Source organism: Oleomonas cavernae (genome assembly GCF_003590945.1).
Lineage (GTDB): Bacteria > Pseudomonadota > Alphaproteobacteria > Zavarziniales > Zavarziniaceae > Zavarzinia > Zavarzinia cavernae.
Genome location: NZ_QYUK01000016.1, coordinates 224439 through 251116, shown reverse-complemented (window position 1 = coordinate 251116; position 26678 = coordinate 224439). Strand labels below are relative to the sequence as shown.

Genomic DNA, 26678 nt, shown 5'->3' with positions numbered 1-26678 from the left:
GCCCGCGCCATGAGCAGCGACAACAAATCCGCTTCCGTTACCGTCGGCGTCTCACTGGCCGTCCATGCGACCGCGATCCTGCTGCTGGTGCTGGTATTCGACGCGCCCACCAGCGGCGCCGTGGTGCCGGCGCCGCAAACGATGGAACTGATGCTGCCGCCGATGATGACCGAGGCGCAGCCGGTCCAGGCGGTGGAATCCCCGCCGGTCGAAGAGGTCAAGCCCCAGGACGTGGTGGAGCCCGAGCCGGAGCCCGTCACCGTGCCGGTCATGGCGGAAGCGGTCGAGGTTGCCGAGGCTGAAGTCGTTGTGGTCAAGGAACCGGAACCGGAAAAGCCCAAGCCGCCCAAGCCCAAGCCCCGCCGCGAGGCCGAACGGCCCAGGCCGCCCAAGCCGGTGGAGGAGGTCGCTCCCGCCCCGCCGTCGCCGCCTGCCGCCGTTGCGGCGGTCGTCACCCCGGCCCCGGCGATCGTCTCGGGCGGCGGCGATCCCGGTGCCCGGGCCGATTATGGCGCGAAGGTCGCGGCCTGGATCAATCGCCACAAGCGCTATTCCGAGCGGGCCGAACGGCGCCAGATCGAAGGCATGCCCTGGGTGCGTTTCGTGCTCGACCGCCAGGGCAATGTCGTCAGTTGCACCCTGCACAAGTCGAGCGGCCGGCCGGAACTGGACGAGGCGGCGCTGGACACCATCGCCCGGGGCAATCCTTTCCCCGTCATGCCCGACGAAATGCCGGACGAGACCAAGGCCTTCATCGTCCCCATCGATTTCAGCATCAAGAAGCGCCGTTGAGCCGATGGCGGCGGCGCCGTGCTGTTGGGTGACTGGAAAATCCGATCATCCCCGATCGTAGGGCGGAACTGACTTGTCCGTTCAACCTTAGGATAACGGGGCTGCGGGTGTAGCCTTGGCCCCGGCGTGTGCCTTTGAAGAACCATAGAGACTTAAGCTCGATCATGACTGCCGCCAGTCCGCCCCGCCCAGCGCCCGTGCCCCGCCGCCGCTGGTGGCTGATCGCCCTTGTCGTGCTGGTGGTCGTGGCGCTGGCCGGCTGGTGGTTCTCCGGCTCCGGCAACGGCGCCGCCGTCCAGTATGTCACCGCCGAGGTCGGCCGCGGCGATATCGAGGATACGGTCTCGGCCCTGGGCAATTTGCAGCCGCGCGACTATGTCGATGTCGGCACCCAGGTCTCGGGCCAGCTCAAGACCATCCATGTCGATGTTGGCGACACGGTCAAGCAGGGCGACCTGCTGGCCGAAATCGACCCCACCGTCTATCAGACCAGGGTCGCCGCCGACCAGGCGCAGTTGCTGGCGCTGAAGGCGCAATTGGCCGATCGCGAGGCCCAGCAAGTCCTGGCGGCCCAGCAGCTCAAGCGCCAGAAGCAGATGTGGGCGCAGAAGGCGACGACCGAGGAGGCGGTGCAGACCGCGGAAGCCACCCTGAAGTCGGCCAGCGCCCTGATCGACCAGATCAAGGCCCAGATCCAGCAGACGGAATCGACCCTGAACGGCGACCAGGCCAACCTCGGCTATACCAAGATCTATGCCCCCATGGCCGGCACGGTGACCTCGCTGACCGCGCGCAAGGGCCAGACCCTGAACGCCAACCAGACCGCGCCGATCATCCTGCAAATCGCCGACCTGTCGGTGATGACGGTGCAGACGCAGGTGTCGGAGGCCGACATCTCGCGCCTGAAGGTGGGGATGGATGCCTATTTCACCACGCTGGGCGGCGGCGACAAGCGCTGGATCGGCAAGCTGAATCAGATCATGCCGACGCCCACCGTGGTCAACAATGTCGTGCTCTACAACGCCCTGTTCGATGTCGACAATGCCGACGGCCGCCTGATGACGCAGATGAGCGCCCAGGTGTTTTTCCTCGTCGCCGCGGCCAAGGACGTGGTGACGGTGCCGGTCGCCGCGCTGAAGGCGCCGGGGCCGCGGCCGGGCGCGCCGGCGGCCGCCCCGGCCCAGGGCGGCCAGGGCCGTACCGGCAAGCCCTACCGGGTCATGGTCATGGGCGAAGACGGCAAGCCGGCCGAACGCCGGGTTCGCATCGGCGTGATGAACCGCGTCTCGGCCGAGGTGCTGGAGGGCCTGGAGCCGGGCGACGTGGTCGTGGTCGGCACCCGCAGCACGACCCCCGCCGCCACCCCCGCCACCGGCGGCCCGCCCGGCATGGGCGCCACGAGGCCGCGGCTGGGAGCGCTGTAACATGGCCCGTCCGACGTGTGGCACCGGCATCCTGCGTCCTTCGAGACGGCCCTGCGGGCCTCCTCAGGATGAGGAAAATCTTTATGGCAAAAAGACTTGCCTCATCCTGAGGAGCCACTCGCAGAGTGGCGTCTCGAAGGACGCACCGCGTTTGGCCAAGGTACGGTAATGCCCGCCGCGCCCCCCGTCATCGACCTCCAGGATATCCGCAAGACCTATGTCACCGGCGGCGGCGAGGTGGTGGTCGAGGTGCTGCATGGCGTCTCGCTGACCATTCACAGCGGCGAGTTCGTCGCCATCATGGGCGCGTCGGGTTCCGGCAAGTCGACCCTGATGAATCTGATCGGCTGCCTGGACAAGCCGACCAGCGGCCGCTACCTGTTCGCCGGCCGCGATGTCTCGCAGTTCGACCGCGACGAACTGGCCTGGGCCAGGCGCGAGGCCTTCGGCTTCGTCTTCCAGAGTTACAACCTGATCGGCACGGCGACGGCGACCGAGAATGTCGAAGTGCCGGCGATCTATGCCGGCGTGACGCCGGCGGCGCGCCATGCCCGGGCGTCGGACCTGCTGCGGACGCTGGGCCTGGGCGAACGGCTGGAACATCGCCCCAGCCAGCTTTCCGGCGGCCAGCAGCAGCGGGTGTCGATCGCCCGCGCCCTGATGAACGGCGGCAAGGTGATCCTGGCCGACGAGCCGACCGGCGCGCTCGACAGCCGCAGCGGGGCCGAGGTCATGGCCCTGCTGGCCGACCTGGCGGCGCGGGGCCATACGGTCGTGCTCATCACCCACGACGCGGCGGTGGCCTCCCACGCCGACCGGGTGATCGAGATCCGCGACGGCCTGATCGTCTCCGACAGCCAGACCCGGCCCCGGCACGAGGCGGCGCCCTTCGAACTGGCCACGCCCGCCTCGGACATGGCCCGCGCGATCGAGGACCTGCGCGAGGCGGCCAAGATGGCGCTGCGCTCCCTGCGCGCCAACCTGTTCCGCACCTTCCTCACCCTGCTCGGCATCGTCATCGGCGTCGGCTCGGTCGTCGCCATGCTGGCGGTGGGCGAGGGCGCGCGGCAATCGGTGTTGGACCGCATCGGGGCCATGGGCACCAACCTGCTGCTGGTGCGCCCCGGGGCGCCGGCCCAGCGCGGCGTCGGCGGCCAGGTCGTGACCCTGGTGGCCGACGATGCGCTGGCCATGCGCGGCCTCGACAATGTGCTCTATGCCCTGCCCGAACTGCAGGGCACGGTCACCCTGCGCGTGGGCAACCGCGACTACCAGACCCAGGCCGATGCCACCACGGAAGACCTGCCGGGCACCCGCGACTGGCCGCTCGCCGCGGGCAGCTTCTTCAACGCCGACGACGCCAAGGCCTATGCCACCGTCGCCGTGCTGGGCCAGACCGTGGTGAACAACCTGTTCCCCGACGGCAGCGACCCGGTGGGCCGGTTCGTGCTGGTCAACAATGTGCCGTTCCAGGTCATCGGCGTGATGGCGGTCAAGGGCGCCTCGCCCAACGGCAGCGACCAGGACGACACCATCTTCGTGCCCCTGTCGACCGGCTCGCTGCGCCTGTTCGGGGCGCGCAACCTGCGCTCGATCACCGTTGCCGTGGCCGATGTCGAGCGCATCGACGAGACCCAGGAGGTGGTGTCGAACCTGCTGATCGAACGCCATCGCGGCCAGGAGGATTTCCAGATCCGCAACATGGCGGCGATCGTCGAGACCGCCTCGGAAACCCAGAACACGCTGACCGTGCTCCTGGGCTCGATCGCCGCCATCTCGCTGCTGGTGGGCGGCATCGGCGTCATGAACATCATGCTGGTCAGCGTGACCGAGCGCACCCGCGAAATCGGCATCCGCATGGCCACCGGGGCCCGCACCCGCGACATCCTCCAGCAATTCCTGACCGAGGCGATCGTGGTCTCGGGGCTGGGCGGGGTGATCGGCGTGCTGGGCGGGGTGGGCACGGCCCTGATCGTGCAGGCTTTCGGCATGCCCATCCAGTTTTCCGGCGGGGTCATCGCCCTGGCCTTCGGCTGTGCCGCCATGGTCGGGCTGGTGTTCGGCTTCGCCCCGGCGCGCCGGGCCGCCCGTCTCGATCCGGTCGTGGCGCTGGCCAGCGAATGACCGGCAGGATTTCCCGCAACATGTCCACCCTCCGCCCGTTCGCCGCCGCTCTCGTCGCGACGCTCGCCTTGAGCGCCTGCGGTTACAAGAAGACGCCGCCGCCCGCCGTGGTCGCGGCGCCGCCCGCCTGGGATGCCCCGGTGCCGGTGGGCACGGCCGATGTCTGGCCGGCGCTGGACTGGTGGAAGGGTTTTGGCAGCGCCGAACTCGATCGCCTGGTGGCCGATGCCAAGGCCAGCAATACCGACATGGCCGCCGCCGCCGCGCGGGTGACCCAGGCGCAGGCGCAACTGCGCATCGCCGGCGCCAGCCTGCTGCCCAGCCTGTCGTTCTCGGGCAGCGGCACCACCAGGCGTGCCGGCAGCGGTGCCAGCACCAGCGGCTCGGCCACCGGCAGCAGCAATACTGCCGGTGGCTGGAACGACACCTATGCGGCCAGCCTGAGCGCCAGTTACGAGGTCGATTTCTGGGGCGCCAATGCCGCCGGCGAGGCCGCGGCCGCCGCCTCGCTCGCCGCCAGCCGCTTCGACCAGGAGACGGTGGCCCTGACGGTGACCACCGGCGTTGCCACCACCTATCTCCAGGTACTGTCGCTGCGCGACCGGCTGGCGGTGGCGCGCAGCAATCTAGCGATTGCCGAGGATGTCATGGGCCTGGTGGAGGCCAGGGTGAATGCCGGCGCCGGCAGCGATCTCGACCTCGCCCAGCAGCGCACGGTGGTAGCCCAGCGCCGCGGCGCGATCCCACCCCTGGAACAGCAGGCCCGCGAACAGTTGACGGCGCTCGCCATCCTGCTGGGCAAGGTGCCCTCTGGTTTCCAGGTCGCCGCGACCAGCCTTGCCTCGGTCGGGGTCCCAAAGGTTACGGCCGGCCTGCCTTCGGCCCTGCTGGAGCGCCGGCCCGACATCAAGACCGCCGAGGCCCGCCTTTCAGCGGCCGATGCCAATATCGCGGTCGCCCGCGCCGCCTTCTTCCCCCAGGTGACGCTCAGCGCGTCGATGGCGCTGCAGCAGGCGGCCTTCGGCGACCTGTTCAGCCTGTCGGGGGCGGCCTATTCGCTGGCCGCCTCGCTGGTGCAGACCATTTTCGACGGCGGCCAGCGCGCGGCCCAGTACGACCTGAGCGAGGCCCAGCAGGTGGAACTGGTGCAGTCCTACCGCGCCGTCATCCTGACCGCCTTGCGCGATGTCGAGGTGGCGCTGGGCTCGGTCGACAGCCTGGAGCGCCAGCGGGTGTTCCAGGACGACCAGGTGGCTCAGGCCCGCCGGGCGCTGGAACTGGCGCAGATCCAGTACCGCGCCGGTTCGGGCGACCTGCTGTCGGTCTTGACCGCGCAGCAATCGCTCTATGCCGCGGTCGATGCCCAGGCCCAGATCAAGCTTTCAGCCCTCCAGGCCGTGGTCGGCCTCTACAAGGCCCTGGGCGGCGGCTGGCAGGCGGGGCCGCAATAGCGTTTGGGGCAGCACCGTGCGTCCTTCGAGACGCCACCTTTGGTGGCTCCTCAGGATGAGGACGATTTTTTTGCCACAAAGATTCTCCTCATCCTGAGGAGGCCCGCAGGGCCGTCTCGAAGGACGCACGACGCCGATGCCGGCCCTACCGCGGGCGCAGGCCGTTCAGGATCAGGTCCAGGTGTGCGGCCATCTGGGCTTCCAGGTCGGGGACCTCGTCCCAGTGGTTCGAGGTCAGCCGTTGCAGCGCGGCCATCACGATCGGGGCGACCAGGGCTTCCGGCATGGCCTTGAAGCGGGCCAGGGCATCGGCCGAGAATTCGCCGGTCGCCGCACCCTTCTCCAGCACGCCCAGCAGGGCCCGGTTGCCGCGGCCGGTGATTTCCTGCAGGTAGAATTTCGCCAGGTCGGGCACGCGTGAGGCTTCGCCGATCATCAGGCGCAGGAATTCCCGCGCCTTGGCCTCGCCCACCAGGCCGCGATAGGCAATGTCGAGCACCGCGCGCAGCAGGGCCTCGCCGCCGGCGGTCGATTGCGCCACCAACTGCTCGACCCCTCGAACAGGGGCACCAGCGTGGTTCGCACCATCGCCTTGAACAATTCTTCCTTGCTGGCGAAGTAAACGTAGATCGTGCCCTTGCTGACGCCGATGCGGCGCGCCACTTCCTCAAGACGGGTGGCGGCATAGCCCTTCTCGGCGAATTCCGCCAGGGCGGCCTCGATGATCTGGCCCGGCCGCGCCGCCTTCTGGCGTTTGCGGATCCCGTCGCCGCGATCGAAATTTGCGTTGTCGCTGCTCATGCCTCTTTCTTTTCATTGACCGACGAGTTAGTCAATATATCTATGTAGCGTCCGTTGCTGTTCACCGTGCAACGCTTGTGAGAGTAGGCTCCATGGCCGTGTCGACCCGCCCCATCCTGTCGCGCCTGTCGGGCGCCCTGGCCGCCGCCCCCTGGCGGTGGTTCTGGCGTTGAGCCTGGCCGGCTGCGACCAGGCCCCGTCCGCCGCGGCCGAAAAGGGCCCGACCCTGACGGTGACGACGGTGCTGGCGCAGTCCCGCGCCCTGGCCCGCCAGGTGGTGGCCTCGGGCAGCGTGGTGCCGTGGGAGGAAATCGTCGTCAGCGCCGAAGCCCAGGGCCTGGCCGTGGTCGAGATGCTGGTCGACGAAGGCGACAGCGTCACCGCGGGCCAGGTCCTGCTGCGCCTGAACGACAGTGTCATCAAGGCCCAGCGCGACCAGCAGGTGGCCAACCTGAGCGCGGCCAAGGCCGCCCTGGCCGAGGCCGAGGCGAACCTGCGCCGCACCCGCGACCTGCAGGCCCGGGGCAATGCCAGCCAGCAAGCCCTCGACGAGCGCCTGGCGGCGCAACGCACCGCCGCGGCCCAGGTCGCGGTCGCCGAGGCTGCCCGGGCCGAGATCGAGGCCCGCCTGGCCCAGGCCGTGATCGCCGCCCCGGTGGCCGGCACGGTGGCGGTCCGCAGCATCAATCTGGGCCAGGTGGTGTCGCCGGGGGTCGAACTGTTCCGCCTGATCCGCGACGGCCGCCTGGAACTCGACGCCGAGGTGCCGGAAACCGAGTTCGCCACGCTCGCCCCCGGCCTTGCGGCCAGCGTGCGGGCCGAAGGGCTCGCGGTTCCGGTCCCGGCCAGGATCCGCAGCCTGGCGCCGCGGGTCGACGCCAGGACCCGCTTAGGTGTTGCCCACATCGCCTTGCCCGCCGGCTCGGGCCTACGCCCCGGCATGTTCGCCACCGCCACCATCGATCGCGGCGAGGTCGCGGTGGTGATGGTGCCACAGACCTCGGTCATCTGGCGCGACGGGGCCGAGGGCGTGTTCATCGTCGGCACGGACGGTGTCGCCCATTTCCGCGCGGTCGAGACCGGCCTGCGCCGCGACGGCGCGGTCGAGATCCGCCAGGGCCTGGCCGCCGGCGAGCCGGTGGCGGTCCAGGGGGCGGGCTTCCTCGAAGACGGCGACCATGTCGGCGTGGTGGAGGCCCGGCGATGAAGGGCGGCCTGTCGTCCTGGTCGATCCGCAACCCGGTCCCGGTCATCGTCCTGTTCCTGATCCTGACCATCGCCGGCGTCGCCGGCTTTGTCTCGATGCGGATCAACAACACCCCGGACGTCGACCTGCCGATCGTCACGGTGACAGTGACCCAGCCCGGCGCCGCCCCGTCGGAACTGGAAACCCAGGTCACCCGCCTGGTCGAGGATTCGGTGGCCGGCCTGGGCGCGGTCAAGCACATCACCTCGAGCATCAGCGACGGCGTCTCGATCACCTCCGTCGAATTCCTGCTGGGCGTCAATTTCGATCGTGTGACCAATGACGTGCGCAATGCCGTGGCCGGCATCCGCGCCGACCTGCCGGGCGATGCCGAGGACCCGGTGGTCGAGCAGGTCGATTCGTCGGGCGGCGTGCTGTTCACCTATGCGGTGCGCGCACCGGCCATGACGCCGGCGGAACGCAGCTGGTTCATCGACAACGAGGTTGCCAAGACCCTGCTGGCGATCAAGGGCGTGGCCGAGGTGATCCGCGAAGGCGGGGTCGATCGCGAAATCCGCGTCCGCCTGGATCCCGAACGCATGGCGGCCCTGGGGCTGTCTTCCTCGGCGGTGTCCCAGCAACTGCGCCGGATCAACATCAACCTGCCCGGCGGCCGCGCCACCATCGGCACGGGCGAGCAGGCGATCCGCACGGTGGGCAGCGCCACCACGGTCGAAGCCCTGGCAGCGACCCGCATCGACCTGCCCGACGGCCGCACCGCGCGCCTGTCGGACCTGGGCACGGTCGAGGATTCCTTTGCCGAGCCGCGCACCAGGGCCCGCTACAACGGCGACGAGGTGGTCGGCTTCAGCGTCATGCGCACCCGTGGCACCAGCGAGGTTCACGTCGCCGACGCGGTGCGCCGGGCCCTGGTCGCCTTCGACGCCACGCGCGACGATGTTTCCTTCGAGGAGGTGACGGCCGGCGTCGATTTCGTGGTCGAAAGCTACGAGGCCTCGATCGAGGCGCTGGCCCTGGGCGCGGCCCTGGCGGTGGTGGTGGTGTTCTGGTTCCTGCGCGACGGGCGGGCGACCTTCATCACCTCGGTCGCCATGCCCCTGTCGCTGATCCCGACCTTCGCGGTGATGGCGCTGCTGGACCAGTCGATCAACATCGTCACCCTGCTGGCCCTGTCCCTGACCGTGGGCATCCTGGTCGACGACGCCATCGTCGAGATCGAGAACATCGTCCGTCATATCTCCCAGGGCAAGGCGCCTTACGCCGCGGCCCTCGAGGCCTCGGACGAGATCGGCCTGGCGGTGGTCGCCACCACCGCCACCATCGTCGCCGTGTTCATGCCGGTCGGCTTCATGCCGGGCGTGGTCGGGCAGTTCTTCCAGTCCTTCGCCATCGCCGCCTGCGTTTCGGTGCTGTTCTCGCTGCTGGTCGCGCGCATGCTCACCCCCTTGATGGGCGCCTATCTGCTGCGCGGCGAGGAAGCCCATCCCCACCGCGAGCCGGGCTGGATGCGGCCCTATCTGCGCTTCCTCAACTGGTCGCTCGATCACCGCCTGGTCGTGGTCGTGGCCGGCATCGGCATCTTCATCGGCTCGATCGCGCTGTCGGGCCTGCTGCCCAATGATTTCGTGCCGGTCAGCGATCGCGGCCGTTCGGTCATGTCGGTCGAACTGCCGCCGGGCTCGTCCCTGGCCGAGACGGATGCCGCGGTCAGCCAGCTCACCGCGACCCTGCAGGCCCGTTCGGAAGTCTCCTCGGTCTATGTCTCGATCGGTACCACCACCACCGTGGGCGGTCCCGGCGGCGGCGGCTCGCTGCTGGGCGAGGTGCGGCGGGCGACCGTGACGGTCAACCTGGTGCCGCGCGGCCAGCGCAAGCTGACCCAGCAGGAATTCGAAAACGAGGTGGGCGTCCTGCTGCGCCAGGTGCCGGGCGCCCGCGTGCGCTTCGGCGCCGACGGTTCGTCGGGCGCCAAATTCCAGCTCACCCTGGTGGGCGACGATCCGGAGGTGCTGTCGCGGGTCTCGCGGGCGGTCGAACGCGAGATGCGGGGCATTCCCGGCATGGCCAATGTCGCCTCGACCGCGAACCTGACCCGGCCGGAAATCCGCATCACCCCCAAGCCCGACAAGGCGGCGGAACTGGGTGTCGCGGCCGAGACCATCGCCGCGGTGGCCAGGGTCGCCACCCTGGGCGACATCGACCAGGCGCTGCCCAAATTCAACCTGCCCGACCGGCAGATCCCGATCCGCCTGATGCTGGAGGATACTTCCCGCGCCGATCCCGAAACCTTCGCCGCCCTGCGCGTGCCCACCAAGGACGGCGGTTCGGTCCCCCTGGCCGCGGTCGCCGATATCGAGCACGGCTCGGGCCTGGCGCAGATCAATCGCCTCGACCGCCGGCGCAGCGCCAGCATCGAGGGCGAGCTGATCGGCATCCCGCTGGGGATCGCGGCCGACCGGGTCCATGCCCTGCCGTCGATGCGCGACCTGCCCGACAGCGTGCACGAACTGCCCACGGGCGACGTCGAGAACCTGGCCGAGCTGATGCAGGGCTTCCTCATCGCCCTGCTGACCGGCGTGTTCCTGATGTATGTCGTGCTGGTCCTGCTGTTCAAGGGCTTCACCCACCCGGCGACCATCCTGACCGCCCTGCCGCTGTCCTTCGGCGGTGCCTTCGGCCTGCTGTTCGTAACGGGCGAGGCGCTGTCGATGCCGGCGCTGATCGGCATCCTGATGCTGATGGGGATCGCGGCCAAGAACTCGATCCTGTTGGTCGAATATGTGCTGAAACAGCAGGAGGACGGCATGAGCCGGCGCGAGGCGTTGATCGAGGCGGCGCACAAGCGGGCCCGGCCGATCATCATGACCACGGTCGCCATGGGCGCCGGCATGCTGCCGATCGCGGCGGGCATCGGCGCCGACACCGAATTCCGCTCGCCCATGGCGATCGCGGTGATCGGCGGCCTGATCACCTCGACTCTGCTCAGCCTGGTCTATGTGCCGGTGATCTTCACCGTGGTCGACGACATCCAGGCCTTCATCGCGAAGCACTTCGGCAAGCGCTTCGCCGCCCGCCGGATCGAGGCCGAAGCGCGGGAGCGGGCTAGCGGCGCGGCTCAATGATGAAGGGGCGGACCAGGGCCAGGGCGATCTCCAGCACTTCATGGACCGAGTCGCGGTCGATCTGCCGCCCCTGGGCCAGCAGGAAGGTCACCCAGCCGGTGACCACCAGCCACAGGGACCGGGCCAGGGCCTGCGGCTCGGGCGGCGGCACCGATGAATGGGCCGTGGCCGCCGCCAGCTCGATGCTGATCGCGGCGATGACATCGGTCTGCAGGCCGCGGAAGGCTGTCATCACCCGCTCGTCGCGGCGCAGGATCGCGGTCTGGTCGGGAAAGAAGAAGCGGTATTCCAGCAGAATCGCCAGTACCGCCTCGATCTGGCAGCGGATCAGCGCCAGGCCCCGCTCGGGAAGGGCGGATGGAGGAAAAAGGTCCGGACCTGTTCCTCGACCCCCTCGAACAGGAACCACAGAATGTCTTCGCGATTGCGGAAGTGATAGTAGAGGTTGCCCGGCGAGATATCGCAGGCCTGGGCGATGCGGTTGGTCGTCACCGGCGTGTAGCCCAGCCGGTTGAACAGCTCCAGGGCAACGATCGCGATACGCTCCTTGGTCACTTGCGACTTGCGGCGCGCAACCCTGGTCGGTCCTGCGGACTCTATCATTGCGCCACTCTCCCGGCCGCGTTCAGCGCCCCCGCGCCGTTTGACATTTTAGCGCAGGTTCCGGCCCTGCGCTCAACTCTTAGGCGCAAGGCCGGCGCTGGGCGGCGGCAGCAGATCGATCAGCCGGTGCTCGTTGCGCACCAGGATCGAGATCAGCCCGCCGTCGGACAGCAGCATCAGCGCTTCGAGCAGGGAGGCGCGGCGGATTTCCCGCTGGCCCTTTTCGGGAAAATCCTGCGCGTCGCCTTCGACCCGGAACGGGTAGAGGGCGACGCGCGCCAGGGTGAAATTCGGGCCCTCACCCTTTTCGGCGCCGAACGAGCCGATCGGCTTGGGCGACACGGCGCCCAGCAGGCCCGCCTCCTCGAAGGCTTCCATCTTCGCCACCTCGTGGCCGCGCATCCGCGCCTCGGGCCGGCCCTTGGGCACGATCCAGCGGCCGCTGCTTCGCGACGTAACCAAGACAATCTCCAGCCGGCCGGATCGCAGGTCGATCGGCAGGGCGGCGTATTGGCGCAGCGTCGGCTTGGTCGCCATCTCTCCCCGATACTTTATAACGCCCCAACTCGGTAACGCCCCGACTCGGCAGACGCTGTCCGATCGATTGTCTGCCCGACCCTACAGCACTGCCAAGCGCTGCCAAATCAATTCCTACCAGAATACCGTTGCAACGAGATGACTCCCCTTGGCCGCGACGGCTGGCTAGTCTTGCGGCGACGGTGAAGGATACGACGAATGAAGACCTCTCACGCCGTGGTGGCCGGCTTGCTGTTGGCGGCATCATCCGCCCTGGCGGCGCCAGTCGAAAAACTGACCTGGTGCGAGACCATGGTGACCGGCCAGGGCGAGGCGGAGCGGGCGCGCGGCCTCGCCCAATGCCTGCCCGAGGTGCTGGTCAAGGTCTCGGGCGATCCCCGGCTGGCCGCCGATCCGCGGGTCGAGCCGCTGGCTGCCCGGGCGGGCGAGTTCGTGGCCAGCCTGGAATACGAAGACCGCATGAAGGCCCTCCCGGTGGGGGACGAGCAGGGCACCCGCGACCGGCCCTTCTTCCTGCGCCCGACCTTCGACGCGGCCAAGATCGATACCCTCCTGGGCGAGCTGGGGACGACCGCCTGGGGGGCGGACCGACCGGTGGTGGCGGTCATCGCCGTGGCCCACCGGGACGGCGACACCTGGATCGTCGCCCGCGGCATCAAGGGGGTTACCCGCGGTGCCCAGGTCGAGGCGCTCGATGCCGCCGGCCGGCGCTTCGGCGTGCCGATCGCACTGCCCCAGGTGGACAGGCTCGACGCCCTGGGCCTGACCCCCGCGGCACCGCCGCCGGCCGCCATCATCAAGGCGCTGGGGGCCGATGCCCTGCTGGTCGGCGACATGACCTGGGACGAGGCAAGGCTCGGCTGGCGCACCGACTGGCGCATGGTCAACGACCAGGCCACCAAGTCGTGGTCGGTCGAGGGGGTCTCGTTCGACGATGCCTTCCGGGCCGGGGTCGGTGGTGCTGCCCGGATCCTGTCAGGTCACGGCGCGCCGATGTAACCGCAGGCGGCAAGGGCCGTCAGCATGTGCTCGGGCGGCGGGGCGACAACCTCGACCGGGTCGCGGCTGGGGTAGAGCGGCAGGCGGATCGCACGGGCCAGCAGGTGCAGCGGCTCGTCGGGCGGCGGCGCGCCTTCGGCCCGGCCATAGATCGGCTCGCCCAGGATCGGGCAGCCCAGTTCGGCGCAGTGGACGCGGATCTGGTGGGTGCGGCCGGTGCGGGGCTTGCATTCCAGCCACGACAGGCGGCCGTCGGCACTGCTGCCCATGACCTTGTAGTCGGTAACGGCATTCTGCCCGTCGGGCGAGACCACCATGCGCCAGCCCTGCTTGGGGGTAAGCTTGGTCAGGCTCAGGTCGATCGTGCCGCTCGCCTGCGCCGGGCGGCCATGGACCACCGCCCAATAGGTCTTCTCGGCCCGGCCGCCGGCAAAGATCTTGCCCAGCTTGGCCAGCGCCTTGGGATGGCGCCCCAGCACCAGGCAGCCGGTGGTATCGCGGTCCAGCCGGTGGCCCAGCGACGGCGCCCGCGGCAGGCCATAGCGCAGGTGCACGAAGGACTGTTCCAGGTTGGGCCCGCCGCCCGGGCCCTGGTGCACCGGCAGGCCCGCCGGCTTGTCGACGACGATGATCAGCGAGTCCTTGTAGAGGACCCGCGCCTCGATTTCGGCAGCGGTCAGGGTGGGCCGGTGAGCAGGGCGGGGCATGGCGGCGCACTCTTGTCGATCGCGGGCGCAATGTCAAAGCCGGTGGGGAGAGTAAAGCCCCCTCTGCCCTTTAGGGCGGAGGGGGTTGGGGGAGGGGGGCTTGCGCCGGCCGGCGGTGTTTCCCTCCTCACCCTGACCCTCTCCTCCCAGGAGGAGAGGGAACAGCCTTCCCGCCTCAGGGCCTTCCCGGCACAATGGGCCGGTTCGAGGGGAAATCGATGCCTGACGTCTTCGTGTCTTATGCGACGCCGGATCGCGAGGCGGCCTATGCCGTCGCGGGGTTCCTGGAGGGGCGGGGGATCACCTGCTGGATCGCGCCGCGCGACGTGGCGCCGGGGGCGGACTATGGCGGGGCGATCATGGAGGCGATCGGCGAGGTCAAGGCGCTGATCCTGATCCTGTCGGAAGACGCCAACGCTTCCCAATATGTCCGGCGCGAGGTCGAGCGGGCGGTGTCGCGGACCAAGCCGGTGCTGCCTGTGCGCATCCGGGAGGTGACGCCCTCGGGCTCGCTGGAATTCTTCGTCGGCGCCAACCAGTGGGTCGATGCCTTCAAGTCGCCGCTGGAGACGCAACTGCTGCCCCTGGTGCAGGCGATCGGCAACCTGGCCGGCACCGCCGGGCCCGGCCCCAAGGCGGCGCCGGTCAGGCCGCAGCGGCGGTTGTGGCCGATGCTGGCCGGCCTGGGGCTGGGCGCTGTTGCCGCGATCGCTGCCGCTGTCTGGTTCTTCGTGCTGCGCCCGCCGGCGCTGGCCCCACAGTTCCTGGCCGGGGTGTGGTGCGAGGTGGGGCAGGAAAATCATTGGCGCGAGGTGGTGGTGACCAAGGACGGCCGCTTCACCATGGCCTATCACCACCCGCAGGTGGGCGACCCCCTGACCGGCACCGGCACCATTACCGTCGCCGACGAAAGCCTGATCCTGCTGTGGGACGGCGACGGCACGGTCGAAGAGCGGACCCAGCGCCTGCTGCGCGTCGACGCCGAGACCCTGCAGCCGGTCGCGGCCAGCAGCGACGCCGACCTGGCCAACCTGCCGTTCCGCCGCTGCCCCCGCCCGGTGGGATAGGAGGAAGAACCCTAAACTCCCTCGCCCCGCTTGCGGGGAGAGGGCCGGGGTGAGGGGTCGCGGGAGCCGCGCTGACGGCCGGTTGGGCTTGGAGAGGTGTCGGCCCCCTCACCCCAGCCCTCTCCCCCGTTGGGGGCGAGGGAGCTTGGCTGCGACCTAGTTGCCGGAGGGCGTGCGTGCCAAAGCGGCCAATTCCTTGCGCAGCCAGCGGTGCAGGGGTGCCTCGTCGTCGCGCCGGTGCCAGATCATGGCCAGGCGCATGGCTGGCAGGGCCAGGGGCAGGGCGCGGGTGGCCAGGGCGAAAGCGCCCGCCAGCACCTCGCCCACCGAGCGGGGCAGGGTGACCAGCAGGTCGCTGCCGGCCACCATCACCCCGGCCGCCAGGTAATGCGAGACGACCGGGCCCAATCGGCGCGACAGGCCGCGTTCGGCCAGCACCCGGTCGACCGCGCCGATGCGGCTGGCAACCGCCGAGACCAGCAGGTGGCGATGGGCGAGATAGCCATCGAGATCGAGCGTGCCGCCGGCGGCGGGATGCTGCGGCCGCATCAGCACCACGAAATCCTCGCGCGACAGATAGAGCCTGGTCATGCGTGCCGGCGGCTCGGGCAGCACGCCCATCGCCAGGGCGACGGCGCCATCGTCGATCAGGGCGACGGCGTCCGAGCGGTCGCAATGGCGGAAGGTCACCGAAATCCCCGGCGCCGCCGTGTTGAGCCGGGCGACCAGCCTTGTGCCCAGCACCAGTTCGGCATGGTCCGAGGTGCCGATGATCACCTCGGCCGTGGCCACGGCGGGATCGAAGGGGCCGGGGCCGTCCAGGGCGCCGCGCAGGCGGGCCAGGGCATCGGCCACCGGCCCGGCCAGGTCGCGCGCCCGTGCCGTCGGCTCCACCCCGCCCGGCCGGCGCACGAACAAGGGATCGCCCAGGGCCTCGCGCAGGCGGGCCAGGCCGTTGGAGGTGGCTGATTGGGTCATCCCCAGGGCCTGCGCCGCCCGGCTGACGTTGCCCGCCAGCATGACCGCCTCGAACAGGCGCAGAAGGTTCAGGTCGATCCGGTCCGATATCATGATTAGAAATAATCTATCTTCAGATCATTGATTTCAACAATGGTTGAGGCGGCCCTATATTGGCATCCGAACCAACATCCATCCCCCTGGAGAGTCTTTGATGAACGATCAGGTCACTGCGGCGTCGCTGGGCGCCTTGATCCTGCGCCTGACCCTTGGTGTGCTGTCGCTGGCCCATGGCCTGGTCTTGAAGGTGATGACCTTCGGCCTGGCCGGGACCGCCGGCTATTTCGAGTCGATCGGTTATCCCGGCGGCCTGGCCTATCTCGTCGCCTTTGCCGAAATCGCCGCTGGCCTGGGCCTGATCCTGGGGCTCCTGCCGCGCCTGGCCGCCCTGGCCTCGATCCCGCTGCTGATCGGCGCCGCCTTGCAGCATGTCGGCAACGGCTGGGTCTTCTCGGGCACCGGCGGCGGCTGGGAATTCCCGGTGGCCTGGACCGTGCTGCTGCTGGCCTGCGCCCTGATCGGCCCCGGCGCCTATGCCCTGGGCGCCCGGCTGCCCGGCAAGTTGGCCCGGCTGTAACCTGTCGCCCCACGAGGACCAACGGCCATGACCCGCCTGCCTGCGCTCTTTGTCAGCCATGGTTCGCCCATGCTGGCCCTGGATGACGGTTTGGCCCATCGCTTCCTCGTGGGGCTGGGCCGCGTCCTGCCGCGCCCCGCGGCCATTCTCGTCGTCTCCGCCCATTGGGAGACCGAAACCCCCAAGGTCTCGGCCGTTGAGCGGCCTCGCACCATCCACGATTTCGGCGGTTTCCCCCGCGCCCTGTTCGAGATGCAGTACCCCGCCCCCGGTGCGCCGGATCTGGCGGCGCGCGTCGCCGAACTGGTGCCGGGCACGCAGGTCGATCCCGCCCGCGGGCTCGATCACGGTGCCTGGGTGCCGCTGAAGCTGGCCTATCCGCAGGCGGATGTGCCGGTGACCCAGCTTTCGGTGCAAAGCCACCTGGGGCCGGCCCATGCCTATGAGATCGGCCAGGCGCTGCGCCCCCTGCGGGACGAAGGCGTGCTGATCCTGGGTTCGGGCTCGTTCACCCACAATCTCCACGAATTCCGCTCTTCCGTGCAGGAGCAGCCGCCCGCGCCCTGGGCCGTTGCCTTTGCCGACTGGATGGCACAGCGGCTGGAACAGGGCGATACCGCGGCGGTCCTCGACTATCGCAACCAGGCCCCCTTCGGCCTGCGCAACCACCCGACGGAGGAGCACCTGCTGCCCCTGATGACGGTCATGGGCGCCGCCCACCCCGGCGAGACCCTGGCCGCCCGCCATCGCAGCTATACCTATGGCATCCTGGCCATGGACGCCTGGGGTACCGCCCAGGCGGCGTGAAACATCGAACATAACAAAGAATCGTCATGGCCGGGCTTGTCCCGGCCATCCACGTCGAGCCGCTCGCGATTACCTTTTACCAGTTTGCGTCGTCACGACGTGGATGCCCGGCACAAGGCCGGGCATGACGATTGAGGGGGTGCAGTCAGCCCTGGTTCCTCAGCGCGGCCAGGCCTTCCTCGACCGAGATCCTCGGCACGTAACCCATTTCGCGCCGGGCCTTGTCGCCGATCAGGGTACAGTCGCGCGACATCACCATGGCGGCGTGGCGGGTCAGGGGCGGGGCGCCCTTCAGGCGCAAGGTGCGCCATGTCCCCTCCAGCACGGCGCCGATGGCGTGGCCCAGCCAGCCGGGCAGGGAGCGTTCGGGCAGGGCGACGCCGACGCTGGCGGCCATGCCGGAAATCATCTCGTGCATCGAGCGTTCGCCGTCGTCGAGGATGAAATAGGCCTCGCCGCCGCGGCCGCTGTCGAGCGCCAGGACAATGGCCTCGACCAGGTTTTCGACATGGGTGGTGGAGGTCACGGCGCGGCCATGGTCGAACCACGACCATTGGCCGCTCGCCGCCATGGCCTTGATCATGGGCAGGATGGTCTGGTCGCCCGGCCCCCAGATGAAGCGTGGGCGCAGCACCACGGTCTCGAAACTGGCGGCGGGATCGTTGGCCTGCCGCACCGCCTGTTCGGCCAAGGCCTTGGTGCGGCAATAGGGGTAGGGGCTGTCGAGGGACAAGGGCACGGTTTCGTCGGCCATGTGGACATGCTGGCCGTGGACGATCGCCGCCTCGGTCCCGATGTGGACGAAGCGGCGCACCCCGGCGGCCTTGGCCGCCGCCAGCATGCGCCTGGTGCCCCCGACATTGAGCCGGTCCCAGGCGTCCTTGGGGCCCCAGGGCTCGACGAAGGCGGCGGCGTGGATCACCACGTCGGCACTGTCGAGGTGTGCCGCCGTGACATCCTCCAGGTCGCAGCGCACCGGCTGCGCGCCCAGGGCCTCGATCTTCAGGTCGCTGCCGGCAGAGCGCGACATGGCGCTGACCGAATGCCCGTCCGCGACCAGCCGCCTTGTCGCGGCGCCGCCAACGAAACCCGAAGCCCCGGTCACGAAAATCTGCATGGGTCCGCCTCCCGCGGCTTATTTTTTGTTTTCGGGCGCTATCAGAACACGATCGATCGCTCCCGCAATCACTTTGTCCGCGTCCAGCCCGGCCGGCACGCCCAGCACCCGGGGCCAGAACAGGGCTTCCTTGATCATGCCCAGGAACTGGACCGCGGCCAGTTCCGGGTCGGCCGTGGCCAGGCTCCCGCGCGCGGCCAGCGGGCGCAGATAGGCGGCCAGGGTGGCCACGGCCGGCGCCTTGCCACGCGCATAATAGGCGGCCGAGAGTTCGGGCGCCCGCGGTGCTTCGGCCATGATCAGGCGCAGCAGGGGGATGACATCGGGATGTTCCCAATGGGCGATCAGCCGTTCCACGAAGCCGCGCAAGACCGCGCGCGGGTCTTCGCCGGCAGGTATGGCGGTGCTGCCCAGGCCCGACCACACGCTGTCGATCACCGCGCCGAACAACTCTTCCTTGCCCGGGAAATACTGGTACAGCGTGCGCTTGGAGACGGGCGCCGCAGCGGCCACCGCATCCATCGAGGTGCCGGCATAGCCGCGCTCGAGGAACAGCCGCTTGGCGGCGGTCAGGACGGCGGCGGTCTTGCGGCCGGGTTTTGAGGGCGTGGTTTCAGCCATCTCTTGACAAAGTAAACGATACGGTATAGTTTACACCATGTCCGGTGCCGATACCACCGGGCATCTCCCGACATATCACCGACACCGGAGTTTGATCATGGATCGTCGCCCCCTCGGCTCGTCCGGCCTCACCGTGTCTGCCATCGGCCTCGGCTGCATGGGCATGTCTGAATTCTACGGCAAGGCGGACGACGCCGCCTCGCTGGTCACCCTGGGCGCCGCCCTCGATGCCGGCATCGACTTCTTCGATACCGCCGACATGTACGGTTCCGGCGACAACGAGCGCCTGCTCGGCCGGTTCCTGAACGGCCGCCGCGACAAGGTGACGATCGCCACCAAGTTCGGCATCGAGCGCAAGCCCGGCACCTACGAGCGGCGCATCAACAATTCGCCCGACTATATCGCCCAGGCCTGCGATGCCTCGCTCGGCCGTCTCGGCATCGAGACGATCGACCTCTACTACGCCCATCGGGTGAACCCGGCGTACCCGATCGAGGAGACGGTCGGCGCCATGGCCCGCCTGGTCGAGGCCGGCAAGGTGCGGTACTTGGGGCTATCAGAAGTCTCGGCCGCGACCCTGCGCAAGGCGGCCTTGGTGCATCCGATCACGGCGATGCAGAGCGAATATTCGCTGTGGACGCGCGAGCCCGAGGTCGACGTCCTGGCCGCCTGCCAGGCACTGGGGGCCGCCTTCGTCGCCTACAGCCCCCTGGGCCGGGCCTTCCTGACCGGCCGTTTCCGCACGGCCGACGACTTCGGGCAAGGCGATTTCCGCCAGTTCCTGCCCCGCTTCCAGGGCGAGGCCCTGGCGCGCAACCTGAAGCTGGCCGATGCCCTGGCGGCCTTTGCCGCGGCGAAGCAGGCGACGCCGGCCCAGGTCGCCCTGGCCTGGATCCTGGCCAAGCAGCCCCATGTGATCCCGATCCCGGGCACCACCAAGGCCGCCCGCGTGGCCGAGAATGCCGCGGCCGCCGCCATCCGCCTCAATACCGGCGAAATCGACGTCCTCGACACCCTGTTCGTGCCCGACGCCGTGACCGGCGAGCGCTACACGCCCGAGGGCATGAAGGGCGTGGGGACCTGATCGGCTTGAACCAAAGGGGCGGGGCCGCTAGTGTCCCGCCACTTCTTTGACAGGACCGGCCGTGACCCCGCTCGAGAGCGCTATTGCCAGCCGGCGCACCTTTGCGATCATCTCGCACCCGGACGCCGGCAAGACCACCTTGACTGAAAAGCTGCTGCTGTTCGGCGGCGCCGTGCAGACCGCCGGCGCCGTGAAGGCCCGTGGCGACCAGCGGCGCGCCCGCTCCGACTGGATGAAGGTGGAGCAGGAACGCGGCATCTCGGTCACCGCCTCGGTCATGACCTTCGAGGCCGACGGCTGCACCTTCAACCTGCTCGATACCCCCGGCCACGAGGATTTCTCGGAAGACACCTATCGCACGCTGACCGCGGTCGACAGCGCGATCATGGTGATCGACGCCGCCAAGGGCATCGAGGCGCGGACCTTGAAGCTGTTCGAGGTGTGCCGCCTGCGCGACGTGCCCATCGTCACCTTCGTCAACAAGATGGACCGCGAGGCGCGCGATCCCTTCGAGCTGATGGACGAGATCGAGAAGACGCTGGCGCTGGATGTCACGCCCGCCACCTGGCCGATCGGCCAGGGCCGCGACTTCCACGGCTGCTACGACCTGTTCCATGACGAGTTGATCCTGATCGATCGTACCGCGGGCGGCAAAATGCCCGAGATCGAGAAGTGCGAAGGCCTGGACGATCCCAAGATCGACGCTCGCCTGCCGGCCGAACTGGTGGCCAAGCTGCGCGAGGATGTCGAGATGCTGCGGGCCTTGAGCCCGCCTTTCGATGAAGAGTCCTATCGCGCCGGGCACCTGACGCCGATCTTCTTCGGCTCGGCCCTGCGCTCGTTCGGGGTGCGAGAACTGCTCCAGGGCCTGGCGGAGAAGGCGCCTTCCCCACGCCCCGCCAAGGCGGCGGCGCGCCTGGTGGAGCCGACCGAGAACAAGGTCGCCGGCTTCGTCTTCAAGATCCAGGCGAACATGGACCCCAACCACCGCGACCGGGTGGCCTTCCTGCGCCTGGTCTCGGGCCAGTTCAAGCGCGGCATGAAGCTCAAGCACGTCCGCTCCGGCCGCATGCTGGCGATCAACAATCCGGTGCAGTTCATGGCCGGCGACCGCGAGACCGCGGACCTGGCTTTCGCCGGCGATATCCTCGGCATTCCCAACCACGGCACCTTGCGCATCGGCGACACCCTGTCCGAGGGCGAGGACCTGGCCTTCTTGGGGGTTCCTTCCTTCGCCCCTGAAATGCTGCGCCGGGTGAAGCTCGAGGACCCGATGAAGGTGAAGCACCTGCGCCGGGCGCTGGACCAACTGGCCGAGGAAGGCGCCAGCCAGGTGTTCCGCCGGCGCATCGGCGGCGACTATGTCGTGGGCGTGGTCGGGCCGCTGCAGTTCGAGGTGCTGCGCAGCCGCCTGTCGGCTGAATACGGCCTCGACATCGAGTTCGAGCCGGCGCCCTTCGAACTGGCCCGCTGGGTCGATGCCGACGACAAGGCGGCGGTCGAGAAATTCGTCGACGGCAACCAGATGAACCTGGCCGAGGATCACGACGGCGCCCTGGTCTACCTCGCCCGCAACAACTGGTACCTGCAACGTGCCATGGACGACTGGCCCGGCGTCCGCTTCCTCTCGACCCGCGAGCAGATCACGGATTCAGGCGCCCGCCTGACCGCAGCCTCCCAGGCGCCGTGACCATGGCGCGGGCCCAATCCATAAGCCCTCTCCGCCCTTCAGGGGGGAGAGGGTTGGGTGAGGTGGGTCGACGGCATAAATCACGCTCCGCCCGACCCACCACCTCACCCTTCCCATCGCTGGCGCGACGGGCCCCTTCCCTCTCCCCCGCAAGCGGCGGCGAGGGAAACGGACAGGTCACGTGACTTTGCCAAGCGAAGCCCGGCGGCTGACCGCCCCGCCGGGCGGCGCGTTCCATTACCTGAAGGCCGGTGACGGCACGCGCCTGCGCACCGCCGCCTGGGCGGCACCCGGCGAGGCCCGGGGCACCGTGGCCCTGCTGACCGGCCGCAACGAATTCATCGAGAAATATTTCGAGACCATCGCCGACTTGCAAGACCGCGGCTTCAACGTCCACATGATGGACTGGCGCGGCCAGGGCCTGTCGGGCCGGCCGCTCGCCAACCGGATGAAAGGCCATGTCCGCGACTTTACCGATTACATGGACGACCTGGAACTGTTCGTGGGGGCGATCGCGGCCCCGAACCTGATCGTCGTGGCCCATTCCATGGGCGGCCATATCGTGTTGCGGGCGCTCGCCGAACGGCCGGCGCTGCGCCGAAAGGTCAGCGGCGCGGTGGTCTCCGCCGCCATGCTGGGCATCAACACCGGCCGCTTCTCGGCGACCACGGCCAGGCGCCTCGCCCGCAGCCTGTCGCGCGCCGGCCTGCGCGGTGCCCAGGCGCCGTCGCCCAAGGAATCGGGCACCGGTTTCAACGTCCTCACGTCAGACCCCGACCGCGCCGGCGACCAGGCCTGGTTCATCGCCCAGGAACCCCGATTGGCACTGGGCAGCCCCACCTTCGGCTGGCTGGACGCCGCCTTCCGCTCGGTGGCCGCGATCGACCTGCCGGGCGCCCTGGAAGCGATCGATGTCCCCGTCATGCTCGCCGTCGCCGGCGCCGACCAGGTCGTCTCGCCGGCCGCCCAGCGCCACGCCGCCACCCGCCTGCGCCGCGCCACCCTGGTCGAGATCGAGGGCAGCCGGCACGAGATCCTGAAGGAGCGGGACGAATTCAGGGGGCAGTTCTGGGCGGCGTTTGATGATTGGGTTCGTTGCGCCGTCACTTGATCGACAAGGCGAGAACCATGTGTCGTGGCGCTGCTTGCAGCTCGGCAAAGCCGAATGCCGCATAGAAGGAGGCTGCTCGGTCATCGATCGGATCGACGACGATGACAGCCACGGCGAGCGTTTCGGCGGCGGCAATTGTGCGTTTGATCGCGTCCGCCAGCACCACCTTGCCCAGGCCCTGGCCAGCTGTTGCCTGCGCGACGGCCAGCCTGCCGATCAGCGCGGCCGGAATCGGGTATCGCGGCAGCCGCCTGGCGATGGCCGGCGGGAGCTCGGCAGCGGCAACGGATGTGGCACTCAGCGTATAGTAACCCAGGATCGTCGTCGGCCGCTCGACGGTTGCGGCGACGAAGACGCGTGCAATACCGCGCCTGATATCCTGGCCAGCCTGGGTTTTGATGTATCGGTCGAGGCTTTCGACACCGCAGGCGAAGGCCTCGCGATCATGATCTTGCCGCAACGGCTCGATCACCAGCGAGGCATCGGCGAAACTCACCGTCGCACGATCCGGCTGTGTTCGGCCAAGGCGTGGATCAGCTTGTCGTTCGGGGCCGGCGGATCGAGCAACAGGCTTTGGAACCGCTGCCATTCCTGCGCGGAGAGGCTGATGACTTCCTGCTCACGAACGATCGCGTCGGCCCGCTGCATCGCCACCTCGGTGATGAAGTCGGTCAGCGACTTGTCCGCATAGGCGGCTGCCCGTTCGAGCGTGCGCTTGGCCTGGGCGCTGATGCGCAGGCTGATCCGGTCGGGGCGTTGGGCGATGCGGGGCATGGCGGTCTCCTGATTGAAATGTACGACCAATAGGCGTACGCTTCAACTGTGCCGGTATCGCTGCCGTCTTGGTCGAGATCGAGGGTCGCTGGCGCCGAGATCCTGAAGGAGCGGGACGAGTTCAGGGAGCAGCTTTGGGCGGCGTTTGATGGCCGGATGGGCGTGATGCGCCCTCGAATAGAAAACGCCGAATGCTATTCGAAACATGCACGAACTTCTGGCAACATGCTATAGTTGTTCTCAGCGTTGTAGCGTGCCGTCGAGGAGGGTAGAGTGCGCCAAATCGCGTTTCGCGTTCCGTTGCTTGGGGGCGTTCTAGCCCTGATTCTCGCGATGGGGCCGGTTGGATGTGCGCGCATGCGGGACCCAACCACCACGCCGCCCGACAATGCCTCTTACTACAAGGGTGACGCCCAGCAACTGGCAACCTGCGTGGCGTCGAATGCCGACGTGCAGGACGAATGCGGCGATCCCACCCAGACGTTGAGAGCCATGTCTGCCGACGGCGGGCAGACGCGGGTCCTGCGCTGTGCCGTCGAAGGTAGCGGCGGTGCTGGAGCTGGCGCGGCGGGTGCAGGCCTCATGGGCTTCATCATCGGCCAAGCTTTCGACGCGGCGATGGAGGGCACCAACGCGGATCTGGCGGGTTACGCGGCTTTTGTCGCGGCGTTTCGCGATGTGGCGCCGTCTGTGGTCGAGGCGCGGTTGTGGATCACCCCCGTGCCTTTGCGGGGAGATGCCCGGCAGAAATCGATCCTGGCCGCGGTCGATAGCTGCGCGAGCCATGCAAGGCTGGCGGCACCGCCGCCGTCCGCTCCGCCAGGCGGCAAATTGATCCCCTGAAGGCAATCGGATCAGCTGTTGATCAGCGCCAATATCTCCGCATGCACGCGCCTGTCGCCGGCGGCGACGACATTGCCGCCGGCTTGGGGATCGCCGCCGTCCCAGGCGGTGACCACGCCGCCGGCACCCTCGATGATCGGGATCAGGGCCTGGATGTCATAGGTCTCGAGGCTCGACTCGACCACCGCGTCGACATGGCCGGCCGCGACCATGCAGTAGGCATAGCAGTCGCCGCCGAAGCGCAGCAGTTGGGCCCGGGCGGCGACGCGCTCGAAGGCAGCCTTGGTCTGCGCCGTGCGGAACAGGTAGGGGCCGGTGGCCATCAGGCGGGCCGCGCCGAGCGAGGGGCAGGCACGGGTCCTGATCGGCTTGCCGTTGAGGAAGCTGCCGGCGGCACTGCCGGTGAAGCGCTCGCCGGTAAAGCCCTGGTCCATCACGCCCAGCACCGGCCGGGTGCCGTCGTTCAGGCCGATCAGGGTGCCCCACAGGGGCAGGCCGGTGATGAAGGCGCGGGTGCCGTCGATGGGATCGAGCACCCAGGTGAAGGGGCTGGCGCCCTTCTTAGGCCCGAATTCTTCGCCCAGGATGCCATGGTCGGGGTAATGCGCCTCGATCAGGGCGCGGATCGCGGCCTCGCCCGCCCGGTCGCCCTCGGTCACCGGGTCGTAGCCCTTGGCGCCGCCCCATTGCTCGCCCTTGTCGTCCACCGCCATGGCGGTGCGGAAATAGGGCAGGATCGCCGCCCGCGCCGCATCGGCCAGGGTGCCGGCGAAGGCGGTCAGGGTGTCGATTTCGTCGGGGGAAAGCGGCATCAGAATCTCACAGTTGTCGAGGCACGCTAGAAGTGGGCATGGCGGGAAGCAAGCACGGCAGTGATCGTTTGGGCCGTGGCCGCGCTATGAGGCATATGGGGAAGAGTGTAAATTTCATGAGGTGCTATCGGCGCCTTAGCAAGAGGGAAACCCATTCTTCTTTTGCCGAGATTGTTCTTCGTTATTGGCAACAATTTGAGGTTAGGGCGCATGCACAGGTTCGCTCAGGTGTTGGTTCTCGGATGCCTGCTGGCAGGTTGCGTCGGCGGTGGAGGATTGGAACGTGGTGGTGCTTTCGACAGCGTTCCCACCGAGGTGAGGCGCGGAGCGGGCGACAAGGCCACGGTTGCGCGCTGCCTGCGGGACGAGATTGCAGAGCGGGATTGTAATTCTTCGATCCAGGACGCCCTGATCTTAGAGGACAGAGCGGCGGGCACGCTTATGGTGATGTGCGATCTTACTAAGCACTATAGAGGCACGGGCGCTCAGTCCCGTGGCGAGTATCCGATCTATACACTTACTGTCAGACAAGTGGGGACTGGTTTGGTGGAGATAGAAAACTGGGCTGCCAATCAGATTTTCCTGAAGGAAGGCAATCTCGCGACGATGGCTGCCGCAGTCGGATCATGTCTGGGCTCTGCCCAGTGAAAGCCGGCTTGGGGATGCAAGCGAGCCTGTGACTTTTGCGCCCGCCGCGGCGGGCGCAAGGCTGGCCATGTCAGGCCGGCTTGTAGCCGGGCAGGGCGCGAAGCACCTCGTCGGCCCGCCGGATCCGCCGCGGGGCGTAGCGGCTCAGCGACCACCAGCCCAGGGGGATGAGCAGTGCCAGGGAGACGGCCAGGGCACCAAGGAAATCGGTCCAGTCTTCCGAGCCGCTCAGGAGCAGCAAGAGGGTCATGCCGGTGCAGAACAGGGCCATGGCGCCAAAGGCGCCGATGACCAGGATGGGGGTGAAATAGCCGTCCCCGGTCTCGATCGCCAGGTCCGGACGGGCGGCAAACAGGGCGGCGGCCAGGGCGTGGGCGAAGGCATAATAGGGCTGCCGCCCGTAGCCGCCGCCGAGCTCCAGGGGCCTGTCCTGGCCCGACAGCCAGAGGCGGACGAAGGGATAGGTGCCCGACTTGCCCTCCACGAAACCGAAGCGGGCCCTGGTCAGGCTCGCGAAAGCGATGCGGGCGGTGCTGCCGGCCTCGCCGGTCAGCAGGATCTCGCGCTCGCCCAGGGTCACCGTTACCTGGCGACCGGCAAGGCCCAGCCGGCGCAGGCGCCGGTCGTTGCGGTCGACGAATTGTGGCGGCTGCGGCATGGAAATCTCCCTCGGCCCCTGGACGATAGCCTGTCCAAGGTTTGCCACCAGCACGGACATCCATGGTATGACAGCGGCGATTGAG

28 protein-coding genes are annotated in these 26678 nt (G+C 68.6%); 15 read left to right on the top strand and 13 right to left on the bottom strand.

Annotated elements, in window-relative coordinates:
- Positions 1-9: 9 nt before the first annotated feature.
- The 4 genes from D3874_RS26440 (at position 10) to D3874_RS26425 (ending at position 5791) form a co-directional block, all read left to right on the top strand.
- Positions 10-792, top strand: a complete 783-nt coding sequence (locus tag D3874_RS26440) for an energy transducer TonB (RefSeq protein ID WP_119782702.1) — start codon at positions 10-12, stop codon at positions 790-792.
- Between the two features lie 164 nt (positions 793-956).
- Positions 957-2216, top strand: coding sequence for an efflux RND transporter periplasmic adaptor subunit (locus D3874_RS26435; protein WP_119782701.1), 1260 nt, complete (start codon positions 957-959; stop codon positions 2214-2216).
- Positions 2217-2384: 168 nt separating this feature from the next.
- Positions 2385-4340: a MacB family efflux pump subunit gene (locus D3874_RS26430; RefSeq protein ID WP_119782700.1), complete on the top strand. Its 1956-nt coding sequence runs from the start codon at positions 2385-2387 to the stop codon at positions 4338-4340.
- A 20-nt stretch (positions 4341-4360) separates the two neighbouring features.
- A complete protein-coding gene (locus D3874_RS26425; protein WP_158596235.1) occupies positions 4361-5791 on the top strand; it encodes an efflux transporter outer membrane subunit in 1431 nt (476 codons plus the stop codon).
- Between the two features lie 145 nt (positions 5792-5936).
- On the opposite strand, the gene D3874_RS26420 is transcribed toward D3874_RS26425, so the two are convergent.
- Entirely contained in the window at positions 5937-6332 is a 396-nt protein-coding gene (locus tag D3874_RS26420; protein ID WP_147385878.1) for a TetR/AcrR family transcriptional regulator C-terminal domain-containing protein, read from the bottom strand.
- Positions 6227-6592: a TetR/AcrR family transcriptional regulator gene (locus D3874_RS26415; protein WP_199699375.1), complete on the bottom strand. Its 366-nt coding sequence runs from the start codon at positions 6590-6592 to the stop codon at positions 6227-6229. The genes D3874_RS26420 and D3874_RS26415 overlap by 106 nt, the downstream gene beginning before the upstream one ends.
- A gap of 169 nt (positions 6593-6761) precedes the next feature.
- Between D3874_RS26415 and D3874_RS26410 the strand changes: the two genes are divergently transcribed.
- Both D3874_RS26410 and D3874_RS26405 read left to right on the top strand, forming a co-directional pair.
- The gene (locus D3874_RS26410) at positions 6762-7799 is read left to right on the top strand and encodes an efflux RND transporter periplasmic adaptor subunit (protein ID WP_158596234.1); all 1038 of its coding nucleotides are present in this window, start codon (positions 6762-6764) and stop codon (positions 7797-7799) included.
- On the top strand, positions 7796-10921 hold the full coding sequence (locus tag D3874_RS26405; protein ID WP_119782696.1) for an efflux RND transporter permease subunit: 3126 nt from the start codon (positions 7796-7798) through the stop codon (positions 10919-10921). Before D3874_RS26410 ends, D3874_RS26405 begins: the two co-directional genes overlap by 4 nt.
- Here D3874_RS26405 and D3874_RS26400 read toward each other — a convergent pair.
- From D3874_RS26400 to D3874_RS26390, 3 genes are all read right to left on the bottom strand, one after another.
- Positions 10902-11330 (bottom strand): TetR/AcrR family transcriptional regulator, encoded by a 429-nt coding sequence (locus D3874_RS26400; protein ID WP_158596233.1) that lies wholly within the window; start codon positions 11328-11330, stop codon positions 10902-10904. The two genes, D3874_RS26405 and D3874_RS26400, sit on opposite strands and share 20 nt — an antisense overlap.
- The gene (locus D3874_RS26395) at positions 11249-11524 is read right to left on the bottom strand and encodes a TetR/AcrR family transcriptional regulator (protein WP_119782694.1); all 276 of its coding nucleotides are present in this window, start codon (positions 11522-11524) and stop codon (positions 11249-11251) included. Before D3874_RS26395 ends, D3874_RS26400 begins: the two co-directional genes overlap by 82 nt.
- Positions 11525-11596: 72 nt before the next feature.
- Positions 11597-12061, bottom strand: a complete 465-nt coding sequence (locus D3874_RS26390) for an NUDIX hydrolase (protein ID WP_119782693.1) — start codon at positions 12059-12061, stop codon at positions 11597-11599.
- 198 nt (positions 12062-12259) lie between these two features.
- Here D3874_RS26390 and D3874_RS26385 point away from each other — a divergent pair, with 198 nt between their 5' ends.
- Positions 12260-13060 (top strand): DUF2066 domain-containing protein, encoded by an 801-nt coding sequence (locus D3874_RS26385; protein WP_119782692.1) that lies wholly within the window; start codon positions 12260-12262, stop codon positions 13058-13060.
- Here the strand turns inward: D3874_RS26385 and D3874_RS26380 are convergent.
- A complete protein-coding gene (locus tag D3874_RS26380; RefSeq protein ID WP_233560392.1) occupies positions 13042-13767 on the bottom strand; it encodes an RluA family pseudouridine synthase in 726 nt (241 codons plus the stop codon). The genes D3874_RS26385 and D3874_RS26380 overlap by 19 nt on opposite strands.
- Positions 13768-13985: 218 nt before the next feature.
- Here D3874_RS26380 and D3874_RS26375 point away from each other — a divergent pair, with 218 nt between their 5' ends.
- Positions 13986-14834: a toll/interleukin-1 receptor domain-containing protein gene (locus D3874_RS26375; protein WP_158596232.1), complete on the top strand. Its 849-nt coding sequence runs from the start codon at positions 13986-13988 to the stop codon at positions 14832-14834.
- Between the two features lie 156 nt (positions 14835-14990).
- Here D3874_RS26375 and D3874_RS26370 read toward each other — a convergent pair whose 3' ends face one another.
- Positions 14991-15905, bottom strand: a complete 915-nt coding sequence (locus tag D3874_RS26370) for a LysR family transcriptional regulator (RefSeq protein ID WP_119782690.1) — start codon at positions 15903-15905, stop codon at positions 14991-14993.
- A 100-nt stretch (positions 15906-16005) separates the two neighbouring features.
- Between D3874_RS26370 and D3874_RS26365 the strand changes: the two genes are divergently transcribed.
- Positions 16006-16428: a DoxX family protein gene (locus tag D3874_RS26365; protein ID WP_119782689.1), complete on the top strand. Its 423-nt coding sequence runs from the start codon at positions 16006-16008 to the stop codon at positions 16426-16428.
- A 27-nt stretch (positions 16429-16455) separates the two neighbouring features.
- On the top strand, positions 16456-17235 hold the full coding sequence (ygiD, locus tag D3874_RS26360; RefSeq protein ID WP_119782688.1) for a 4,5-DOPA-extradiol-dioxygenase: 780 nt from the start codon (positions 16456-16458) through the stop codon (positions 17233-17235).
- Between the two features lie 145 nt (positions 17236-17380).
- On the opposite strand, the gene D3874_RS26355 is transcribed toward ygiD, so the two are convergent.
- Positions 17381-18352 carry an NAD-dependent epimerase/dehydratase family protein gene (locus D3874_RS26355; RefSeq protein WP_119782687.1) on the bottom strand — a complete coding sequence of 324 codons (972 nt, stop codon included), beginning with the start codon at positions 18350-18352 and terminating at the stop codon, positions 17381-17383.
- An 18-nt stretch (positions 18353-18370) separates the two neighbouring features.
- Entirely contained in the window at positions 18371-18973 is a 603-nt protein-coding gene (locus D3874_RS26350; RefSeq protein ID WP_119782686.1) for a TetR/AcrR family transcriptional regulator, read from the bottom strand.
- 97 nt (positions 18974-19070) lie between these two features.
- Here D3874_RS26350 and D3874_RS26345 point away from each other — a divergent pair, with 97 nt between their 5' ends.
- The 3 genes from D3874_RS26345 to D3874_RS26335 all read left to right on the top strand — a co-directional run bounded on the left by D3874_RS26345 (position 19071) and on the right by D3874_RS26335 (position 22858).
- Complete coding sequence (locus D3874_RS26345; protein WP_119782685.1) at positions 19071-20057, top strand: aldo/keto reductase; 987 nt, start codon at positions 19071-19073, stop codon at positions 20055-20057.
- Between the two features lie 46 nt (positions 20058-20103).
- Entirely contained in the window at positions 20104-21747 is a 1644-nt protein-coding gene (locus D3874_RS26340) for a peptide chain release factor 3 (protein ID WP_456306456.1), read from the top strand.
- A gap of 181 nt (positions 21748-21928) precedes the next feature.
- Complete coding sequence (locus tag D3874_RS26335) at positions 21929-22858, top strand: alpha/beta fold hydrolase (RefSeq protein WP_158596231.1); 930 nt, start codon at positions 21929-21931, stop codon at positions 22856-22858.
- Here D3874_RS26335 and D3874_RS26330 read toward each other — a convergent pair.
- Positions 22851-23354, bottom strand: a complete 504-nt coding sequence (locus tag D3874_RS26330; RefSeq protein ID WP_233560390.1) for a GNAT family N-acetyltransferase — start codon at positions 23352-23354, stop codon at positions 22851-22853. The genes D3874_RS26335 and D3874_RS26330 overlap by 8 nt on opposite strands.
- Complete coding sequence (locus tag D3874_RS26325; protein ID WP_147385877.1) at positions 23351-23632, bottom strand: type II toxin-antitoxin system TacA family antitoxin; 282 nt, start codon at positions 23630-23632, stop codon at positions 23351-23353. Before D3874_RS26325 ends, D3874_RS26330 begins: the two co-directional genes overlap by 4 nt.
- Positions 23633-23905: 273 nt before the next feature.
- Here D3874_RS26325 and D3874_RS26320 point away from each other — a divergent pair, with 273 nt between their 5' ends.
- On the top strand, positions 23906-24475 hold the full coding sequence (locus tag D3874_RS26320) for a hypothetical protein (RefSeq protein WP_147385876.1): 570 nt from the start codon (positions 23906-23908) through the stop codon (positions 24473-24475).
- A gap of 11 nt (positions 24476-24486) precedes the next feature.
- Here D3874_RS26320 and hisN read toward each other — a convergent pair whose 3' ends face one another.
- Positions 24487-25287 carry a histidinol-phosphatase gene (gene hisN / locus D3874_RS26315; RefSeq protein WP_119782680.1) on the bottom strand — a complete coding sequence of 267 codons (801 nt, stop codon included), beginning with the start codon at positions 25285-25287 and terminating at the stop codon, positions 24487-24489.
- 210 nt (positions 25288-25497) lie between these two features.
- Here hisN and D3874_RS26310 point away from each other — a divergent pair, with 210 nt between their 5' ends.
- Complete coding sequence (locus D3874_RS26310) at positions 25498-25935, top strand: hypothetical protein (RefSeq protein ID WP_119782679.1); 438 nt, start codon at positions 25498-25500, stop codon at positions 25933-25935.
- 70 nt (positions 25936-26005) lie between these two features.
- On the opposite strand, the gene D3874_RS26305 is transcribed toward D3874_RS26310, so the two are convergent.
- Positions 26006-26593, bottom strand: coding sequence for a hypothetical protein (locus tag D3874_RS26305; RefSeq protein WP_119782678.1), 588 nt, complete (start codon positions 26591-26593; stop codon positions 26006-26008).
- Between the last annotated feature and the right edge of the window lie 85 nt (positions 26594-26678).

What these genes read in the sequence shown, in the direction of transcription:
- D3874_RS26440 (WP_119782702.1), top strand. Translation starts at nt 10, where the DNA reads ATGAGCAGCGACAACAAATCCGCTTCCGTTACCGTCGGCGTCTCACTG.
- D3874_RS26435 (WP_119782701.1), top strand. Translation starts at nt 957, where the DNA reads ATGACTGCCGCCAGTCCGCCCCGCCCAGCGCCCGTGCCCCGCCGCCGC.
- D3874_RS26430 (WP_119782700.1), top strand. Translation starts at nt 2,385, where the DNA reads ATGCCCGCCGCGCCCCCCGTCATCGACCTCCAGGATATCCGCAAGACC.
- D3874_RS26425 (WP_158596235.1), top strand. Translation starts at nt 4,361, where the DNA reads ATGTCCACCCTCCGCCCGTTCGCCGCCGCTCTCGTCGCGACGCTCGCC.
- D3874_RS26415 (WP_199699375.1), bottom strand. Translation starts at nt 6,592, where the DNA reads ATGAGCAGCGACAACGCAAATTTCGATCGCGGCGACGGGATCCGCAAA.
- D3874_RS26405 (WP_119782696.1), top strand. Translation starts at nt 7,796, where the DNA reads ATGAAGGGCGGCCTGTCGTCCTGGTCGATCCGCAACCCGGTCCCGGTC.
- D3874_RS26395 (WP_119782694.1), bottom strand. Translation starts at nt 11,524, where the DNA reads ATGATAGAGTCCGCAGGACCGACCAGGGTTGCGCGCCGCAAGTCGCAA.
- D3874_RS26390 (WP_119782693.1), bottom strand. Translation starts at nt 12,061, where the DNA reads ATGGCGACCAAGCCGACGCTGCGCCAATACGCCGCCCTGCCGATCGAC.
- D3874_RS26385 (WP_119782692.1), top strand. Translation starts at nt 12,260, where the DNA reads ATGAAGACCTCTCACGCCGTGGTGGCCGGCTTGCTGTTGGCGGCATCA.
- D3874_RS26380 (WP_233560392.1), bottom strand. Translation starts at nt 13,767, where the DNA reads ATGCCCCGCCCTGCTCACCGGCCCACCCTGACCGCTGCCGAAATCGAG.
- D3874_RS26375 (WP_158596232.1), top strand. Translation starts at nt 13,986, where the DNA reads ATGCCTGACGTCTTCGTGTCTTATGCGACGCCGGATCGCGAGGCGGCC.
- D3874_RS26370 (WP_119782690.1), bottom strand. Translation starts at nt 15,905, where the DNA reads ATGATATCGGACCGGATCGACCTGAACCTTCTGCGCCTGTTCGAGGCG.
- D3874_RS26365 (WP_119782689.1), top strand. Translation starts at nt 16,006, where the DNA reads ATGAACGATCAGGTCACTGCGGCGTCGCTGGGCGCCTTGATCCTGCGC.
- ygiD (WP_119782688.1), top strand. Translation starts at nt 16,456, where the DNA reads ATGACCCGCCTGCCTGCGCTCTTTGTCAGCCATGGTTCGCCCATGCTG.
- D3874_RS26355 (WP_119782687.1), bottom strand. Translation starts at nt 18,352, where the DNA reads ATGCAGATTTTCGTGACCGGGGCTTCGGGTTTCGTTGGCGGCGCCGCG.
- D3874_RS26350 (WP_119782686.1), bottom strand. Translation starts at nt 18,973, where the DNA reads ATGGCTGAAACCACGCCCTCAAAACCCGGCCGCAAGACCGCCGCCGTC.
- D3874_RS26345 (WP_119782685.1), top strand. Translation starts at nt 19,071, where the DNA reads ATGGATCGTCGCCCCCTCGGCTCGTCCGGCCTCACCGTGTCTGCCATC.
- D3874_RS26325 (WP_147385877.1), bottom strand. Translation starts at nt 23,632, where the DNA reads ATGCCCCGCATCGCCCAACGCCCCGACCGGATCAGCCTGCGCATCAGC.
- hisN (WP_119782680.1), bottom strand. Translation starts at nt 25,287, where the DNA reads ATGCCGCTTTCCCCCGACGAAATCGACACCCTGACCGCCTTCGCCGGC.
- D3874_RS26310 (WP_119782679.1), top strand. Translation starts at nt 25,498, where the DNA reads ATGCACAGGTTCGCTCAGGTGTTGGTTCTCGGATGCCTGCTGGCAGGT.
- D3874_RS26305 (WP_119782678.1), bottom strand. Translation starts at nt 26,593, where the DNA reads ATGCCGCAGCCGCCACAATTCGTCGACCGCAACGACCGGCGCCTGCGC.